Genomic DNA, 16,117 nt, shown 5'->3' on the forward strand with positions numbered 1-16,117 from the left:
GCGGCGGGCGCACCGGTGCCGACACCCACTGTTACGATGACGGCATGAGGGTGACCACCAAGTCGGACTACGCGCTGCGCGCTCTCATCGAGATCGCCGCGACGGACGACGGTGCACCCATCAGCGCCGATGAGCTCGGCCGACGGCAGGACATCCCGAAGGGTTTCCTCCAGGCCATCCTCGCCGATCTGCGCCGCGTCGACATCCTCACCTCCGTCCGCGGCAAGTCCGGCGGATGGAGACTGACGAAGCCCGCCGCCGAGGTGTCCGTGGCCGACGTCATCCGCGCCGTCGACGGCCCCCTCGTCTCGATCTACGGCCAGCGCCCCGAGAACGTCAGCTACGACTCGACCGCCGAGTCACTCCAGCAGGTGTGGATCGCCGCCCGCTACTCCCTGCGCGACGTGCTCGAACACGTGACCATCGCCCACCTCGCCGAGAAATCGCTGCCCGAGGCGGTCACCGACAAGGTCGCGATCGAGGACGCCTGGAACCCGCACTGAGTCTGCCCGCGCACAGCTCTCACGTACCGCGCCGGCGTCCCGCTCGGCCCGGAGTCACAGCCCACCCTCACCGCCAGCGCCGGGTGACCGTACGGACGTCGGCGACCACCTCGGCGATGGCCGAATCATGAGCCTGGACGATCGGATCGTGCCGCGTCCGCGCACCCGCCGACTGCGCCGAGGCGGACCGGGAGACCAACAGGACGTCGCGACGGCAGGCGCTCAGCGGCATCGGGATGACCTCGATATCCGCATCGGCTGAGAGCGAGGACTCGGGGATCATCGCCACCGCCAGGCCGGCCGAGATCATCCGATTGATGGCCGCGTAGTCATCCATCCGCATCCCCACCCGCGGCTCGAAGCCCGCGGCCAGACAGAAGGAGCGGACCACCTCGTCGATGGCGTCGCCCGGATCGATGCTGAACGCCCACGTCTGGGACACGAGCACCGTGAGATCGGGCAGACCCTGAGCGTCGACGGCAATGGGGCCGATGGACCTCGGCACGCACAGGAACAGCCGCTCGGAGTAGAGGTGCGTCGCACTCAGCGTCGTCGGAATCCACGTTCGGTCGATGTCGGTCGACACGAGCAGCGCGAGGTCGAGGTCACCGGACTCGAGCCGGGCCACGAGCTTCGCGTGCTCGTCCATCGTCACATCCAGCGCCGCGGTGAGCACCTCGGTCCGATCCCCGGCGACCGCCTCGTCGCGGGTCTGCCAGCGCGGGCGGGTCTGGAGCTGATCGTGCAGGCGCGGGATCACCCGGGCGCCGACCGTGGGCACCGCGCCGATCCGGACGGGGACCGCCTGGGAATCGCGCCACAGGGCCACCTCGGCGCCGAGGCGGTCGCACAGTCCCAGAATCTCCGTGGCCCGAGCGACCACGAGGCTGCCCACCGTCGTCGGGTGCGATCCGCGCGGACTGCGTTCGATGAGTGTGGCACCCAGCGCCTTCTCCAGATTGCGCAGATGGTGATTGACCGTCGGCTGACTCCACGACAGCGAGGTCGCCGCGGCGGCCACGGACCCGGCCTCGGCGACGGCCCGCAGAGCGGTGAGGCCGCGCGTGTCCAGCGGTTCCATCGCTTCCCCTTCTGATCCTCGTCGAGCCGCTGCCCGGTCGTCAACGAGCCTGCTGCGAGCTCCACACAACCCTCATTGAGCCCAGTTTGAGTTCAATACTGACTATAGAGCATGGGAGGAAAGTTGCTATTCTCCTCGCACCACTGGTCTCCCTAATCTGGAGACATGACCGTGCATCATGACTCCCCCATGCCCCCGGCCCCGCACTCCTCCGTGGGACCGATGCCGCATCCCTCCGACGCGCAGTCGCGCGCCCCCTACGCCGAAGCGCTCGCGCACGCGGCGGACCGCAATTCGCTGTTCCTGTCCACCCCCGGACACGGCGGCACTGCCGATGGCATCTCGGCCGGTCAGGCCGAATTCTTCGGCGAGCACACCCTCTCCCTGGACATCCCCCCGCTCTTCGACGGCATCGACCTCGGCTCGCACACCCCGAAGGACGAAGCGCTGCGCCTGGCCGCCGAGGCCTGGGGCGCGCGCCGCACCTGGTTCCTCACCAACGGCTCCTCGCAGGGCAACCGGATGGCCGCCCTTGCCGTCGGGACCCTCGGCTCCGGCGTCGTCACCCAGCGCAGCGCTCATTCGAGCTTCATCGACGGCATCGTGCTCGCCGGACTCAACCCCGGCTTCGTCTACCCCAACGTCGACGAGGTCAACGGCATCGCCCACGGCGTGACCCCCGATTCCCTGCGCCGGGCGATCCGAAATCACCCCGAACCGGTCACCGCCGTCTACCTCGTCACCCCGAGCTACTTCGGTGCGGTCGCCGACGTCGAATCCCTCGCCGAGGTGGCCCATTCCGCAGGTGCGGCACTGATCGTCGACGCAGCCTGGGGCGCGCACTTCGGCTTCCACCCCGACCTGCCGGCCTCGCCGGTGACCCAGGGCGCGGACATCGTCATCATGAGCACGCACAAGCTCGCCGGCTCACTCACCCAGTCCGCGCTGCTCCACCTCGGCGACACCGAGCTCGCCGCCCGGCTCGAACCCGCACTGGCCCGCGCCTTCATGATGACGTCCTCGACGAGCGAGAACGCGCACCTGCTCGCCTCGATCGACCTGGCCCGCCGGGAACTCATGACCTCCGGAGAGGCGATCGCCGAGTCACTGGAGAACATCCGCCACGTGCGTGCCCAGATCGAGGCCACCGACCGCTACCACCTGCTCTCGGGCGAGTTCCTCAGCCATGCCGATGTCGTCGACATCGACCCGTTCCGCCTGCCCATCGACATCACCGCCACCGGCCTCGACGGCCACACGGTGCGCAAGCGCCTGGCCCAGGATTTCGACATCTTCCCCGAGATGTCGACGGCCACGACGCTCGTCGCCCTCATCGGGATCGGGAAGTCCCCGGACATCTCCCGCCTCATCGATGCGCTCGAGACGCTGCGGCTTGAGACCGTGGCGACGGGCGATCGGGACGACAGGGCCGCCTCGGCGGGGATCGATTCCGACTCCGCGACCTCATCGAACGCCCGCGGCGCGCTTCCTCCGCTGCCGAGTGCGGGACGGCTGGCGATGCTGCCCCGTGAGGCATTCTTCGCCGACTCCGAACTCGTTCCCGCCGCCGAGGCGGTCGGCCGGGTGAGCGTGAGCTCGCTGGCCGCCTATCCGCCCGGCATTCCGAATGTCCTGCCCGGCGAGGAGATCACTGCGGAGACCGTCGATTTCCTCCAAGCCGTGGCCGCGAGCCCCTCGGGGCACGTCCGCGGGGCCGTCGATCCCGAATTAGGTTACTTTCGTGTGACTAAATTCTGAGCCGACAGTGGCCGTCTTCGGCGGCCGATCGCACCGAACATCCACACAGGCTCCACTCAGCCCGCATCCACGGAAGGCCGTTGTCCCGACTGGGAACAACGGCCTTCCGTGTTTCTGCGAATTTCACATTTCCGACGCCACACAGACACGTTTCTGCCATACTCATGATTGTGACCTGCCTCACGCACTTTATTGACGCACCTATGCGAGCACGTAAGGATGTTTCGCGTTGTTCGAAACCGAACGCCTCGCCGTCGAGCCCCTCTCGGCGGCTATGAATATGTCGAAATGAGGACCCACTCATGACAACTGAACACGTTGATTCCACTCCGGAGGGCAAGAGACCCTCGCGTCGAGAGCGCAAGGCGATGAAGAAGCGGCTCAAGGAAGAGCACTGCATCGTCGTCGAAACCAAGTCGATCCGCACCGCCATCGGCGGCACCACGGTCGGCAACTTCATGGAGTGGTTCGATTTCGGTGTCTACGGCTACCTGGCCGTGACCATGACCTCGGTGTTCACCGAAGGCATGGACCGACAGATGGGTCTGCTCGTCACCCTGCTCGGCTTCGCCGTCTCGTTCCTCGTCCGCCCGCTCGGCGGCATGGTGCTCGGACCCCTCGGTGACAAGGTCGGCCGCCAGAAGATCCTCTTCTTCACGATGGCCACGATGGCCACCGCCACCGCCCTCATCGGCGTCCTGCCCACCGCGGCCCAGGTCGGGCTGTGGGTCATCATCCCGCTCTACCTGCTCAAGATGATCCAGGGCTTCTCCACCGGCGGCGAGTACGCCGGTGCCACCACCTACGTCTCGGAGTTCGCGCCCGACAAGTCGCGCGGCTACTGGGCTTCCTGGCTCGATGTCGGCTCCTACCTCGGTTTCGCCGCCGGCGCGGGAACCGTGGCGATCACCACCGTGATCAGCACGAGCATCTACGGCGAGAACGCGATGCTCGACGGCGGTTGGAGGATCCCGTTCCTCATCGCCATCCCGCTCGGCGCCGTCGCCATCTGGTTCCGTCTGAAGATCCCCGAGACCCCGAGCTTCGAGGCGAACGAGGATGCCGGCCTCATCACGAAGGACAAGGACGACCAGTACGCCCGCCACGGCCTCATCGGCGTCGTCCGTCACTTCTGGAAGGAGATCCTCCTCGGCATCGCGATCGTCGCCGGTTCGCAGACGGTCGGCTATGCACTCACGAGCTTCATGCCCACCTACCTCGAGGAGACGGTCAAGGTCTCGAACATCCAGGCCGCCGTCGTCACCATCCCGGTGCTCATCATCATGTCCGTGTGCCTGCCGCTCATCGGCAAGCTCTCGGACAAGATGGGCCGTAAGTTCGTCTTCATGATCGCCGCCGGTGCCACGATCGTCCTCATCGTTCCGGCCTTCGCTGTCATGCAGATCGGCACGATGACCGCTGTGACTGTTGCGCTGTTCATGGTCGCGGTTCCGGCCGGCTTCTACATCGCCTGCCTCGCCTCGACGCTGCCGGCGCTGTTCCCGACGGCTTCGCGCTACGGTGCGATGGGTCTGACGTTCAACCTCGGTGTGTCCCTGTTCGGCGGCACGACCCCGCTGTTCGCTCAGGCGCTCATCGATGTCACGGGCAACTCGTACATGCCGGCGTTCTACATCATGTTCTTCTCCGTGATCGCCTTCGTCGCCGTGTGCTTCATCAAGGAGTCCGCACGCCGTCCGCTGCTCGGGTCCTTCCCGACGGTGGAGACGAAGGAGGAGGCCGTCGCGCTCGTGGCCGGTCAGGACGAGAATCCCGACCTCGACCCCGATACGATGCCCATCCCGGTCATCCACGAAGCCGCGAAGTGAGCCGGCGCCGAGGCGGCTCGACCGACAGATCGTCAGTCGGCTGAGCCGCTCCGACGGCTGAGTTCGAAACACGGCCGGCGTCTCCGCGGGGACGCCGGCCGTTGTCGTTGCCCGACCAGTCAGTTGCCGCGCTTGAAGAAATAGAGGTTGGACGTGACGAGCTCGCCGGCGTCATCGGCCTTGCCCGCCTCGATGAGGTCGACGATGCGCGGCAGCTCTCTGGCCGAGTCGACGGCGATGTCATCGATCTCCGAGCGCACGTTGAACAGGCGCGACTGGTCGCGCAGCCGCAGGCTGATCTCGGCCGCCCTCCGTCCGAGTCCGAACTCGAGCAGCGCTTCGTGGAACCTGCGGTCGCGTGTGTAGAACTCGGCCACGTCACCGGATTCGGCGGCGACGATCGTGGCCTCGGCATGCTCACGCAAGCGGGCGAGCGCCTCGGCGATGGTGACTCCCGGGGCCACCTCCGCCGCAGCTGCCGTCTCACACAGGTGCCGCACCGCGGGGACGGCGAGGAGCACACGGATGCGGATGATCTCCTCGAGGTCATCCTCGGTGATCGGGACGAGTCGGAAGCCGCGGTTCGGGACAGCTTCGACCGTCCCCTCGGTGACGAGCGACATCATCGCCTCACGCACCGGGCTGAGCGACATTCCGAGTTCCTTGGCCAGCCCGGCAGCGGAGTAGATCCGGTCCTCGGCGAGGTCACCGGCGGTGATGGCGTCACGGATGATCGCCAGCGCATGCTCTCGCAGCGACTGCGCCTGCGGCCTTTCACGATCCACGTCGACTCCACCTCCACATCGAAGAACTGCCTGAAAGCTATTGACAGCATAACCGCGCAGACGCACGATGGAACCAGGTAATCGGTAATCGATTACCTGAATGTGAACCGGTCGACGGCGCGGGACATCTCCCCGCGGGCGCCGACCAAGGACGTTCCTGCAATGAAGGAGGAACCCGTGACCGCCGACCCCCTGCTCCAGCCCTTCGAGCTCGGACCACTCACGCTGCGCAACCGCATCGTCTCGACCTCACACGAACCCGCCTATACCGAACTCGGCATGCCCAAGGACCGCTACCGGCTCTATCACCGGGAGAAGGCCCGCGGCGGGGTCGGGCTGACGATGATCGGCGGCTCGGCCATCGTGTCGAAGGATTCGCCCGCCGCGTTCGGCAACATCGACCTGACCACCGACGAGGTGGTGCCCTGGCTGGCCGCGCTCGCTCAGGACTGCCACGACGAAGGTGCGGCCGTGATGATCCAGACGACTCATCTGGGTCATCGATCCTCGAACTTCGCCGGTGACTGGCTGCCCCTGGTCTCGGCCTCGCGGACGCGGGAGGCCGCGCACCGGTCGTTCACGAAGGCCCTTGAGGACTTCGACATGGACCGCATCGTCTCCGACTTCGCGTCCGCCGCCGCCAGGGCCGCCGAGGCCGGTCTCGACGGGCTCGAGATCATGCATGCCGGCCACCTCATCGACTCGTTCCTCGCCCCCTGGCTCAACGACCGCGACGATGAGTACTCCGGAGAGCTGGAGAACCTCATCCGCTTCCCCCTGCGCATCATCGACGCCGTGAAGGCGGCGGTGCCGGAGGACTTCCTCGTGGGCATCCGCATGGCCGTCGACGAACGCCGTGAGGACGGCATGCGCGAGGACCGCGCCGTCGACATCCTCGAGACCTACACCGACCACGGCATCGACTTCCTCAACCTCAACGTCGGGATGATCAACTCCGACCGCGAGCTCGCCGAGGCGATCCCCGGCATGGGCACCCCCTCGGCGCCGTGGCTCGAGACCTGCCGTCGCATCCGCAAGGCCATCGACATCCCCGTCCTCCACGCCGCCCGCATCGCCGATGTCCCCACCGCCAGGTACGCGATCGAAGACCAGTGCCTCGATCTCGTCGGCATGACCCGCGCGCAGCTGGCCGATCCGCACCTCGTGGCCAAGATCAGCGAGCATCGTGAAGAGGACATCCGCCCCTGCGTGGGCGCGAACATGTGCCTCGACTCGATCTACACCTCCGGTTCGGCCACCTGCATCCACAATCCCGCCAGCGGCCGGGAGGCGGATCTGCCGCAGGAGATCCCTCACGACATCGGCTCCGATCCCAAGCACGTCGTCATCGTCGGGGCCGGCCCCGCAGGGCTCGAGGCCGCCCGGGTCGCGGCCGTCCGCGGGCACCGTGTGACGGTCCTCGAGGCCGATGACGCCCCCGGCGGTCAGGTCCGCATCGCCTCCCGATCCCAGCGCAGGCGGGATCTCATCGGCATCATCGACTGGCGCGTGCAGCAGTGCGCCAAGCACGGCGTGGACCTGAGGCTGAATACCTTCGCCGAGGCGGCCGACGTCCTCGCGCTCGACCCCGATGTCGTCATCGTCGCCACCGGCGGGGTCCCCGACGCCGGGTATCCGTTCCGTGAGCAGGGGCCGAGCTTCGACGTCTGGGACGTCATGGACGACCGGCTCAAGTCGAAGCAGCGGGTGCTCGTCTTCGACGATCACGGGTTCTACCCCGCCCTCGACGCCGTCGAACGCCTGGCTCGGGGCGGTGGGCAGGTCACCTACGTCAGCCCCGAACGCTCGATCGGCATCGATGTCGGGTCGATGAATTCCCCGGCCTATCTCCAGGTGTTCTCCGAATTCGGAGTGGAGGTCCGCCTCGGCGAACGTCTGACGGAGAAGCCGCGGATCGACGGGAAGGAGATCGTGGCGAACCTGCGCAGCGACTATTCGGATCGGGAGACCGAGATCGTCACCGATGCGGTGGTCGTCGACTTCGGGACGACGCCGAACGATGAGGTCTACTTCGCGCTCAAACCTCATTCGACCAATCACGGGGCGACGGACCTCGACGCGTGGGTGCGCGGCCGGCCGCAGCCGGATCCCACCGCAGCCACCAGCGCTCATGCTGGTGCCGCGGCGGGCGCGGAACCGCCGCCGACTTCCCCCGTCGCCGAGGCGGACGCATCGTTCGCGCTCTACCGGATCGGGGACGCGGTCGCCTCGCGGAATGTCCATGCGGCCGTGCTCGAGGGACTGCGGGCGGGGATGGGACTGTGAACGTCTGCACCACCATCGACTACCACACGGCGGGTGAGCCCTTCAGGATCGTGGCCGAACCGCCGGTGCCCCTCCCCGGCGTCACCGTGGCCGAGAAGCGGGCGAACGCCATCACCGATGACGAGAGCGACGGACTGCGGCGGCTGCTGTGCTTCGAACCGCGCGGGCATGCAGACATGTACGGCGGATTCATCACCGAACCCGATGACGACGGAGCCGACTTCGGAGTCCTCTTCTGGCACAAGGACGGATTCTCCACGGCCTGCGGGCACGGAACGATGGCGCTCGGGGCGTGGGCGGTGTCATCCGGACTCGTCACGCTCGACCCGTCCGGGATCACCGAGGTCACGATCGATGTGCCCTCGGGGCGGGTGCGCGCGCAGGTGCACACCGACGACGAGGGACGGGCCACCTCGGTGGATTTCGTCAATGTGCCCAGCCGGCTCGTCGGCACCGGCATCACGGTTCCCACGAGTCGGGGCCCGGTGAGCGTCGCCCTCGCGTGGGGAGGGGCTCTCTACGCCGTCGTCGACGGCACCCAGCTCAGCGCGGCACCGGCGGGCGGCTCGAAGACGGACAAGGCGGAAGCGGAGGGAGCCGGCGGCTCAAGCGATGGCAGCGCGAGCTGTGGCGGTGGCGTGGTTCGGCCCGAGAATCTCACCGAGCTCATCGGGCTCGGCCGTGAGATCAAAGCGGGACTGGTGGACCATCCGCTCACCGTGCATCCGGACGACGAGCGACTCTCGGGGGTCTACGGCACGATCATCGTCGACCGCCTGGGAACCCTGCCCACTGGCGAGCTCCACCAGCGCAATGTCACGGTCTTCGCCGACGGTCAGGTCGACCGCTCTCCCTGCGGTTCGGGCACTGCCGCCCGAGTGGCGGCCCTGCATGCCACCGGGGAGCTCGCCCCTGGTCAGACGCTCGTCCACGACTCGATCGTCGGCACACGCTTCCACGCTCGCGTGCTCGAGGAGGTCAGTTCGGCCGGTGACGGTGCGGCCGGTGACCGTTCGGGCCTCGATTCCGTCATCCCGGTCGTCACCGGAACCGCGCACAAGGTCGCTGCCTGCACGTTCGAGATCGACCCGCTCGATGACCTGGTGCCGGGCTTCGTGCTCCGCTGAGCCTGGCTCAGCGCTCAGTGTTCGAGCACGATCTTTCCGGTTGTCGCACGGGACTCCAGGGCATCGAAGGCGGCGGCCACCTCGGTGATGGGGAATCGCTTTCCGATGCTGACCCTCAGCTCACCGCTGCGGATCCACGCGAAGACCTCGTCCGTGTGAGCACGCAGCTCTTCGGGGGTCCGGACATGGTCTGCCACCGTCGGTCGAGTGAGGAACAGCGAACCGGACGTGTTGAGCGTGTTCACGTCGACCGGAGGTACCGGTCCGCTCGCATTGCCGACGACGATCGTGCCGCGAGTCCGCACTGCCTCGAGATCGGCTTCGAAAGTCGTGGCCCCGACGCCGTCGTAGATCACCGAGGCACCCTCACCGTCGGTGACTTCGCGGACGCGTTCGGCGAAGTCCTCGTAGCCGAAGACATGCGCGGCACCGTTGGCACGGGCGATCTCGGCCTTCTCCTCGCTCGACGTCGTGCCGATCACGGTGGCGCCCTTGAACACGGCGATCTGGGTGAGAATCTGGCCGAGTCCGCCAGCTGCGGCGTGGACGACCACGACCTCACCTGCGGAAACAGGAAATGTATCGGTGGTCAGGTAGTGGGCGGTGATGCCCTGCATGAGCGCTGCGACCGCCGTCTCATCGTCGATGTCATCCGGCAGCGGGACAGCCTTGTCGGCCGCGACGAGCGCATGATCGGAGAAGCTGCCCTGACCACCGGCCATCCAGCCGATGCGGTCGCCGACGTTGAAGGCCTCGACTCCGCCACCGACGGCGGTGACCGTACCGACTCCTTCGACACCGGCATGGAAGGGCGTCGGCAGTGCACCTCGGCGCTGGACGACGTCGAGGAAGTTCACTTCGGAGACCGTAAGCTCGACGAGCAGCTGGCCTTCCCCGGGTTCGAGTGTGTCGTCGGCTGTCTGCGTGTACGTCTCAGATACGGACTATAGTCCGTATATGAGCGACCTTAACGGACCGCAGTCCGATTCCACAAGAGGGGCGTCGCCGCTTCTTCCTCTGGCGACGACGGCGAAGCCCCAGCGGGCGGACGCGATGAGAAATCGACGCAAAGTCCTCGATGCGGCTTCCCAGCTCATCGCCGAGGTGGGCGTTGCCGGATTGACCATGGATGTGCTGGCCAAACGCGCACAGGTCGGCAAGGGGACGCTGTACCGGAACTTCACTGACAAGGCCGGGATCGCTTCGGCACTGCTCGACGATCGAGTCCGCGAAATGCACGCACAGATGCTCCAGGGGCCCCCACCGCTGGGGCCCGGAGCGCCCGGGACCGAGCGGCTGGCGGCTTTCGTCGAGGCCTACATCCGGCATATCTCGAACAACCTTGACCTCGTACTCCTCACCGAGGCCTCGAGTCCGCGCGGGCGCTTCGACAGGATCGTCTACCCCTTCTGGCGCCTGCACGTCGAGGTGCTCGTGCGGGAAGAGCATCCCGAGGATGCCCGGTTCCGCGCCGAGGCGATCATGGCGGTGCTCTCGGCCGCTCAGCTCGAACAGTGGCTGCGGCTCGAAGGGCACGAACTCGACGAGCTCACCGCCCGCGCGCAGAAGGTCGTGGTCGGCATCGCGCGCGGATGAGCTGACTCACCTCTCGACGACGAGGTCGGTCAGCGGGGTCGAGCAGCAGGGCAGGAACTTCCCGGCCGCGATCTCCTTGGGGCGGATGCCGCCGGCATGATTCATCTCGACCTCGCCGCTGACCAGCGTGGACTTGCAGGTTCCGCACGCGCCTTCCGAACACGACGACGGCATGGAGAGCCCCGCATCCAAGGCGGCGTCGAGCACCGTCGTGTCAGAGTCGCAGTCGACTCGGCGAGCGCTGCCCACGAAGTCGATCGTGTGGCAGGCCCCGGCAGGCGCCGCGCTCATGGCCGCTCTCCCTCCTGCCCGGGCCTTCGCCACACGGTCAGCCGGAGCCGTCGCGAAGACGAACGACTCCTCGTGCACCTGCCCCACCCCAGCCTCGGCGAGGAGGGGGCGCACGGCGTCCATGTATCCGCTCGGCCCGCACACGAAGGTCTCGCGCTCGGCCGCGTCGGGGACCACCTCGGCGAGGGTTGCCGCATCGAGCCGACCACGCCGCCCGGTCCACGTCTCGACTTCGCTGTCCCGGGAGCAGAGGATGGTGACGCTGACCCCGGCGAGCTCGGCGAGCTGCTCGAGTTCCGCGCGGAAGATGATGTCGACGGGCGTGGCTGCGCTGTGGACGAACGCGATATCGGTGCTCGGACCGCCCTGCCTGGCCAGCAGGCTGCGGACCATCGACATGATCGGGGTGATGCCCGATCCGGCCGAGAGGAACAGGTGGCGCTGCGCCGGGTGGAAGCTCGTGCTGAACAGGCCGTAGGGACCGTCGACGTGGACGCGGTCGCCGACCCGGACCGAATCGTGCAGATAGGTCGAGACGACTCCCCCGACCACGCGTTTGACGGTGATCGTGAAGGTGTTCGTCCCGAACGGCGCCGAGGAGATCGAGTAGCAGCGCTCACACCCGAGCTCGGGGATGCGCATCGTCACGTACTGTCCGGGTTCGAAGTCGACGGTAGGCATCCAGGCCGCCCGCAGTTCGAAGGTCTTCACGTCGCGGGTGACGTCGGTGATGCCGACGACGTCGACGAACCCGGTGAGCAGTTCGGGATCGAGTTGAAGTTCGGCGAGCACGGGACCAGCTGAAGCAGCGTGCACTCGGTCGACCGGCGCGGGTTCGACTGCCGTATCGAGAACCGGGGGGGCGGCGGCCGCGAGTGCAGGCCGCCTGCCCCGAGTGGGCACTCGGAACGTCGCCTTGCCCACGGGCGTGGATGCTGCCTGGGCGAACGTCGAATGGCGGTACCTCATCGCCTCTCAACTCCTTCCAACTGCACAGTCCGCTGCTCCCGGTGCGCCCTCAGCCGTTCGATGTACCAGGTGACGAAGTCATCGACCTGTGATTCGGTCGGTGCATAGGGACCCGGCACGTACGCCGGCGACGCGATTCCCAGATGCCCGCGTTCGCAGAAGGCCGCATCCTGTTCGTTCGTCTTGATCCACACCTTTGTGAGGTCGTCGAGGTCGTAGTCGATGCCTTCTTCCGCATCGGCCCGGACGAGCCAGGTCGTGCGCACGAGCGTCTTGTCCTCGGCCAGCGGCAGCAGGCTGAACGTCACCACGTGGTCGCCCATCGCGTGGAACCACATGTTCGGCTGCACATGCAGCGAGGCCCGGCCCAGGACGAAGGTGTCGAGGTTGCCCAACAGCTTCGCCGAGGCGGCCGATCCGTCCATCGTGTACGACTCGCCCTTCCCGTCGAGTGCTGCCCGTTCGATGCGGAATCCCGTCGGCCGTCCGCTGAGTTCCTCGACGAGTGCGTAGGGCAGGCCGTTGCGGTCGCAGTCGGCGTGCAGCTGCGCCTCGGCGTCGAGATACCGCTGGTAGACCGGCTGCAGCCGTTTGGGGATCTCCTCGGGTGCGTACCCGTAGGTGGGGAAGAATGTGCAGGTCAGCTCCGGATGCCCGGCTTCGCAGTGGTAGCACTCGCGGTTGTTCTCCATCACGAGCTTCCAGTTCGAGTCCTCGATGAGGTCGACCTGCGCCGCCACCTTCGTCCCGGCGATGTCGTGCCCGGTCAGGTAGGGCTCGATGACATCGGCCACCTCGTCGATGTCATCCGGCGGGGTGGGGCTGAGGCAGATGAAGATGAGTCCGCCGATGACACGGACGTTGACCGAGCGCAGGGAGAAGCAGCTCCGGTCGAAGCCGGGGGCCTGGACGCCCGCGGAGATGAGGTCGCCGGCTGGGGTGTAGGTCCATTGATGGTAGCCGCAGACGATGTTGCCCACAGATCCGGACAGGTCGTTGAGCAGTCGAGTGCCCCTGTGGCGGCAGACGTTGTGATGAGCCCGGATCTCGTCATCGTCGTCGCGGATGACGATGATCGAATAGGTGCCGACATCGATCGTGAGATAGTCACCGGCCTCGGGCACCTCGGCCGTCGAGGCGACGAAGATCCACGTCGAGGCGAAGATCGCCTCGAGGTCACGGGCGAAGAATTCCGGGCTGATGTAGAACGGCGCCGGAAGCGAGTATCCCGGCACGCGTTCGTCGATGAGTCGGTCGATGTCGGTGCGCCCGTGCCCGCCGGATCCGGCGGCCGCGTCATGGCTGTCCGCGCTGAAATCGGTCCGCTTCTGCTCTGGTGCCAGAGTCAATTCGTCCACCACCTCGTCGTGATCGTCGGCCGCCTCCCCCGCCGGCCCCTGTGCCGGCTGCGGCCACGGAGTCTGTGCTCCTTGCCCCCAGTGTCCGCGAGACGGCTGCTGAAGAAAAGCGAATATTCTTCATCCGAATCGTGCAATACTGTTGCATGATCGATCCGCGTCTCCATGTCCTCCGCGTCCTCGCCGAGGTCGGTACCCTGACCGCGGCGGCGCACCGTCTCGGGTACACACCGTCGGCCGTATCGCACCAGCTGAAATCCCTGTCGAAGGACCTCGGCGTGCGCATCGTCGAACCGCGCGGCCGGGGCCTCATTCTCACCCGGGCAGGCGAAGTCCTCCTCGAGCGGTCGCAGGAGCTGTTCACTCGGTGGGAGGAGATCCGCGGGGAGCTCGACGGCCTCGATTCCGGGTCCGACATCCGCAGTCGTCGACTGCGTCTGTGCGGGTTCTCCACCGCCGCGGCCACACTGCTGCCGCCGACGGCGCGCGCCGTGAAGGAGCTCTTCCCCGGTGCAGACGTCACCATCCTCGAGGCCGAACCCGAGGAGTGCTTCGACCTGCTCGTGGCCGAGCACGCCGATGTCGCCGTCGTCGTGGCCACCGACCCGCTGCCGCCGCGCGGTGACACCCGCTTCGAACAGACCGCGCTCTTCTCGGACCGGCTCGATCTGCTCGTTCCCGCCGGTCACCGACTGGCCGGACGATCGGCGGTGACTCTGAGCGAGGCCGCCGAGGAGTCGTGGATCCTCGACCGGGCCGGCTCGCCGTATCACCGGTTGGTGCGTACGGCCTGCGCGGCCGCCGGATTCCAACCCGAGCAGGCCCACCAGTCACGCGAATGGGAGACGGGAGCAGCACTGGTCTCGGCGGGGCTCGGCGTCGCGCTCATCCCCCGCCTGGCCAGGCTGCCTGACGGCTTCGACGTCGTCCGGGTGCCGCTGCGCGGGGATCCGGTGCCTTCGCGGAAGATCCTCACCGGCATCCGCAGCGGCTCGGGATCGCAGCCGATCATCGCCTCGGCGCTGAAGGTCCTCGAATCGGTCTCCACCGAACTCGCCCAACCGGAGTGAGTGCCGGGCAGGCAGGAGCAGGGTCGGTCCGGCGACGGCCCCAGCCAGGGGCCACCCGACCGGAGTGACATACTGTGCTGGCGGACCGGACACGAGGAGAATCATGGAAACAGGGACACTGCGGCGGACGATCGGGCTCACCGAGCTCGTCTTCTTCGGACTCGTCTTCATCGGACCGGCGGCCGCGGTCGGCGTCTTCGGCACCCTCGACGCCCGTTCGGGCGGCACGGTAGCGCTCGTCTACATCGTCGCCACGATCGTTATGGCCTTCACCGCGGTCAGCTATATGCGCATGTCACGTGAGGTCCCGCGCGCCGGCACCGTCTTCGCCTACGCCTCGGCGGGCATCGGGAAGCCAGCCGGGTTCGTGGCCGGCTGGATGATCCTGCTCGACTACCTCTTCATCCCCTCCGTCGCGTATCTCTTCACCGGAATCGCGCTCAACTCGATCTTCCCGACCATCCCTGTATGGGCGTTCGTGGCTGTGGCCGTCGTCCTCACCACCGGGCTCAACCTCGCCGGGGTCAAGGTCGCCTCCCGGGTGATCACCGGAGTCGTCCTCGCCGAGGTGGCCGTCCTCGCCCTCGTCCTCATCCTCGGCATCGTCTACCTCTCCCAGCACGGGCCGACCCGCGATTGGCTGACCCCGCTGACCGGGGTCGATGCGTTCTCCGTGACCGCAGTGCTCGCGGCCGTGTCCGTGGCGGTGCTGTCGTATCTCGGCTTCGATTCGCTCGCGACGTTCTCCGAGGAGGCCAAAGGCGGTCCCAGAATCGTCGGCCGAGCAACGCTCATCTGCCTCGTCCTCGCCGGCCTGTTCTTCGTCGCCCAGACGTGGGTGGGCAGCCTGCTCTCGCCGCTGTCCCCGGCCGAGCTGCAGGCCGACCCCTCCCTCGAGGGCGCCGCCTACTACAGCGCCGTCGATTCGACGCTGGGTTCGTGGCTGCACTGGCTGCTCGCCTTGGCCAAGGCCGTCGGCGCGGCGTTCTCCGCGATGATCGGGCAGGCCGCGGGCTCCCGCATCCTCATGGACATGGGGCGGTCCCGGCAGGTCCCGTCCTTCCTCGCCGAGGTGGCTCCAAAGACCGGTGTGCCCTGGAAGGGGATCCTCGTGGCCGCTGGCGGGAACGTCATCGTGGCCGGGTGGGCTGCGACCCGGGCCGATGGCCTCGACCAGCTGACCTCGATCGTCAACGTCGGGGCGCTCACGGCGTTCATCTTCCTTCAGGCCTCCGTCGTCGGCTACTTCCTCATCAAGAAGCAGGGAAGCGAAGCACCGAGCTGGTTCAACCACGGGGTGGTCCCCGTCATCGGAGCCGGACTCCTCATCGCGGTCCTCGTCAGTGCCAATCCCCTGGCACTGATCATCGGAGCGGTCTGGTTCGTCATCGGCATCGGGGTGTACCTGCTGGAGAACCGGCGCGGAGTTCAGGCGTGAGGCCCTCGGCGACGGGGGCACACTGA

Annotated in this window: 13 protein-coding genes; 8 read left to right on the top strand and 5 right to left on the bottom strand. The window is 67.3% G+C overall.

Going from position 1 to position 16,117, the window contains the following annotated elements; genetic code table 11:
• Positions 1-44 precede the first annotated feature (44 nt).
• Positions 45-503, top strand: a complete 459-nt coding sequence (locus J9314_RS18485; protein ID WP_210603741.1) for an RrF2 family transcriptional regulator — start codon at positions 45-47, stop codon at positions 501-503.
• 67 nt (positions 504-570) lie between these two features.
• Here J9314_RS18485 and J9314_RS18490 read toward each other — a convergent pair whose 3' ends face one another.
• The gene (locus J9314_RS18490; protein WP_210603742.1) at positions 571-1,584 is read right to left on the bottom strand and encodes a LysR family transcriptional regulator; all 1,014 of its coding nucleotides are present in this window, start codon (positions 1,582-1,584) and stop codon (positions 571-573) included.
• A 165-nt stretch (positions 1,585-1,749) separates the two neighbouring features.
• Between J9314_RS18490 and J9314_RS18495 the strand changes: the two genes are divergently transcribed.
• A complete protein-coding gene (locus J9314_RS18495; protein WP_343207030.1) occupies positions 1,750-3,342 on the top strand; it encodes an aminotransferase class I/II-fold pyridoxal phosphate-dependent enzyme in 1,593 nt (530 codons plus the stop codon).
• 368 nt (positions 3,343-3,710) lie between these two features.
• Complete coding sequence (locus J9314_RS18500) at positions 3,711-5,171, top strand: MFS transporter (RefSeq protein ID WP_181274430.1); 1,461 nt, start codon at positions 3,711-3,713, stop codon at positions 5,169-5,171.
• A 119-nt stretch (positions 5,172-5,290) separates the two neighbouring features.
• On the opposite strand, the gene J9314_RS18505 is transcribed toward J9314_RS18500, so the two are convergent.
• Positions 5,291-5,956 (bottom strand): GntR family transcriptional regulator, encoded by a 666-nt coding sequence (locus tag J9314_RS18505; RefSeq protein ID WP_246490503.1) that lies wholly within the window; start codon positions 5,954-5,956, stop codon positions 5,291-5,293.
• A gap of 162 nt (positions 5,957-6,118) precedes the next feature.
• Between J9314_RS18505 and J9314_RS18510 the strand changes: the two genes are divergently transcribed.
• Positions 6,119-8,242 carry an oxidoreductase gene (locus tag J9314_RS18510; protein ID WP_281412348.1) on the top strand — a complete coding sequence of 708 codons (2,124 nt, stop codon included), beginning with the start codon at positions 6,119-6,121 and terminating at the stop codon, positions 8,240-8,242.
• Positions 8,239-9,369: a proline racemase family protein gene (locus J9314_RS18515; protein ID WP_210603743.1), complete on the top strand. Its 1,131-nt coding sequence runs from the start codon at positions 8,239-8,241 to the stop codon at positions 9,367-9,369. Before J9314_RS18510 ends, J9314_RS18515 begins: the two co-directional genes overlap by 4 nt.
• A 14-nt stretch (positions 9,370-9,383) precedes the next feature.
• Here the strand turns inward: J9314_RS18515 and J9314_RS18520 are convergent, their stop codons facing one another.
• The gene (locus tag J9314_RS18520; RefSeq protein WP_210605768.1) at positions 9,384-10,253 is read right to left on the bottom strand and encodes a quinone oxidoreductase family protein; all 870 of its coding nucleotides are present in this window, start codon (positions 10,251-10,253) and stop codon (positions 9,384-9,386) included.
• 73 nt (positions 10,254-10,326) lie between these two features.
• Here J9314_RS18520 and J9314_RS18525 point away from each other — a divergent pair, with 73 nt between their 5' ends.
• Positions 10,327-10,965, top strand: a complete 639-nt coding sequence (locus tag J9314_RS18525) for a TetR/AcrR family transcriptional regulator (RefSeq protein WP_210603744.1) — start codon at positions 10,327-10,329, stop codon at positions 10,963-10,965.
• 6 nt (positions 10,966-10,971) lie between these two features.
• Here J9314_RS18525 and J9314_RS18530 read toward each other — a convergent pair whose 3' ends face one another.
• Entirely contained in the window at positions 10,972-12,048 is a 1,077-nt protein-coding gene (locus tag J9314_RS18530) for an FAD-binding oxidoreductase (RefSeq protein WP_246490505.1), read from the bottom strand.
• A gap of 173 nt (positions 12,049-12,221) precedes the next feature.
• Positions 12,222-13,574, bottom strand: coding sequence for an aromatic ring-hydroxylating oxygenase subunit alpha (locus tag J9314_RS18535; protein WP_343207031.1), 1,353 nt, complete (start codon positions 13,572-13,574; stop codon positions 12,222-12,224).
• Positions 13,575-13,729: 155 nt separating this feature from the next.
• Between J9314_RS18535 and J9314_RS18540 the strand changes: the two genes are divergently transcribed.
• Together J9314_RS18540 and J9314_RS18545 are read left to right on the top strand one after the other, a co-directional pair.
• The gene (locus tag J9314_RS18540; protein WP_210603746.1) at positions 13,730-14,653 is read left to right on the top strand and encodes a LysR family transcriptional regulator; all 924 of its coding nucleotides are present in this window, start codon (positions 13,730-13,732) and stop codon (positions 14,651-14,653) included.
• Positions 14,654-14,756: 103 nt separating this feature from the next.
• Positions 14,757-16,091 carry an APC family permease gene (locus J9314_RS18545; RefSeq protein ID WP_210603747.1) on the top strand — a complete coding sequence of 445 codons (1,335 nt, stop codon included), beginning with the start codon at positions 14,757-14,759 and terminating at the stop codon, positions 16,089-16,091.
• Positions 16,092-16,117: the final 26 nt, after the last annotated feature.

The sequence above is a fragment of the Brevibacterium oceani genome, assembly GCF_017948325.1.
Lineage (GTDB): Bacteria > Actinomycetota > Actinomycetes > Actinomycetales > Brevibacteriaceae > Brevibacterium > Brevibacterium oceani.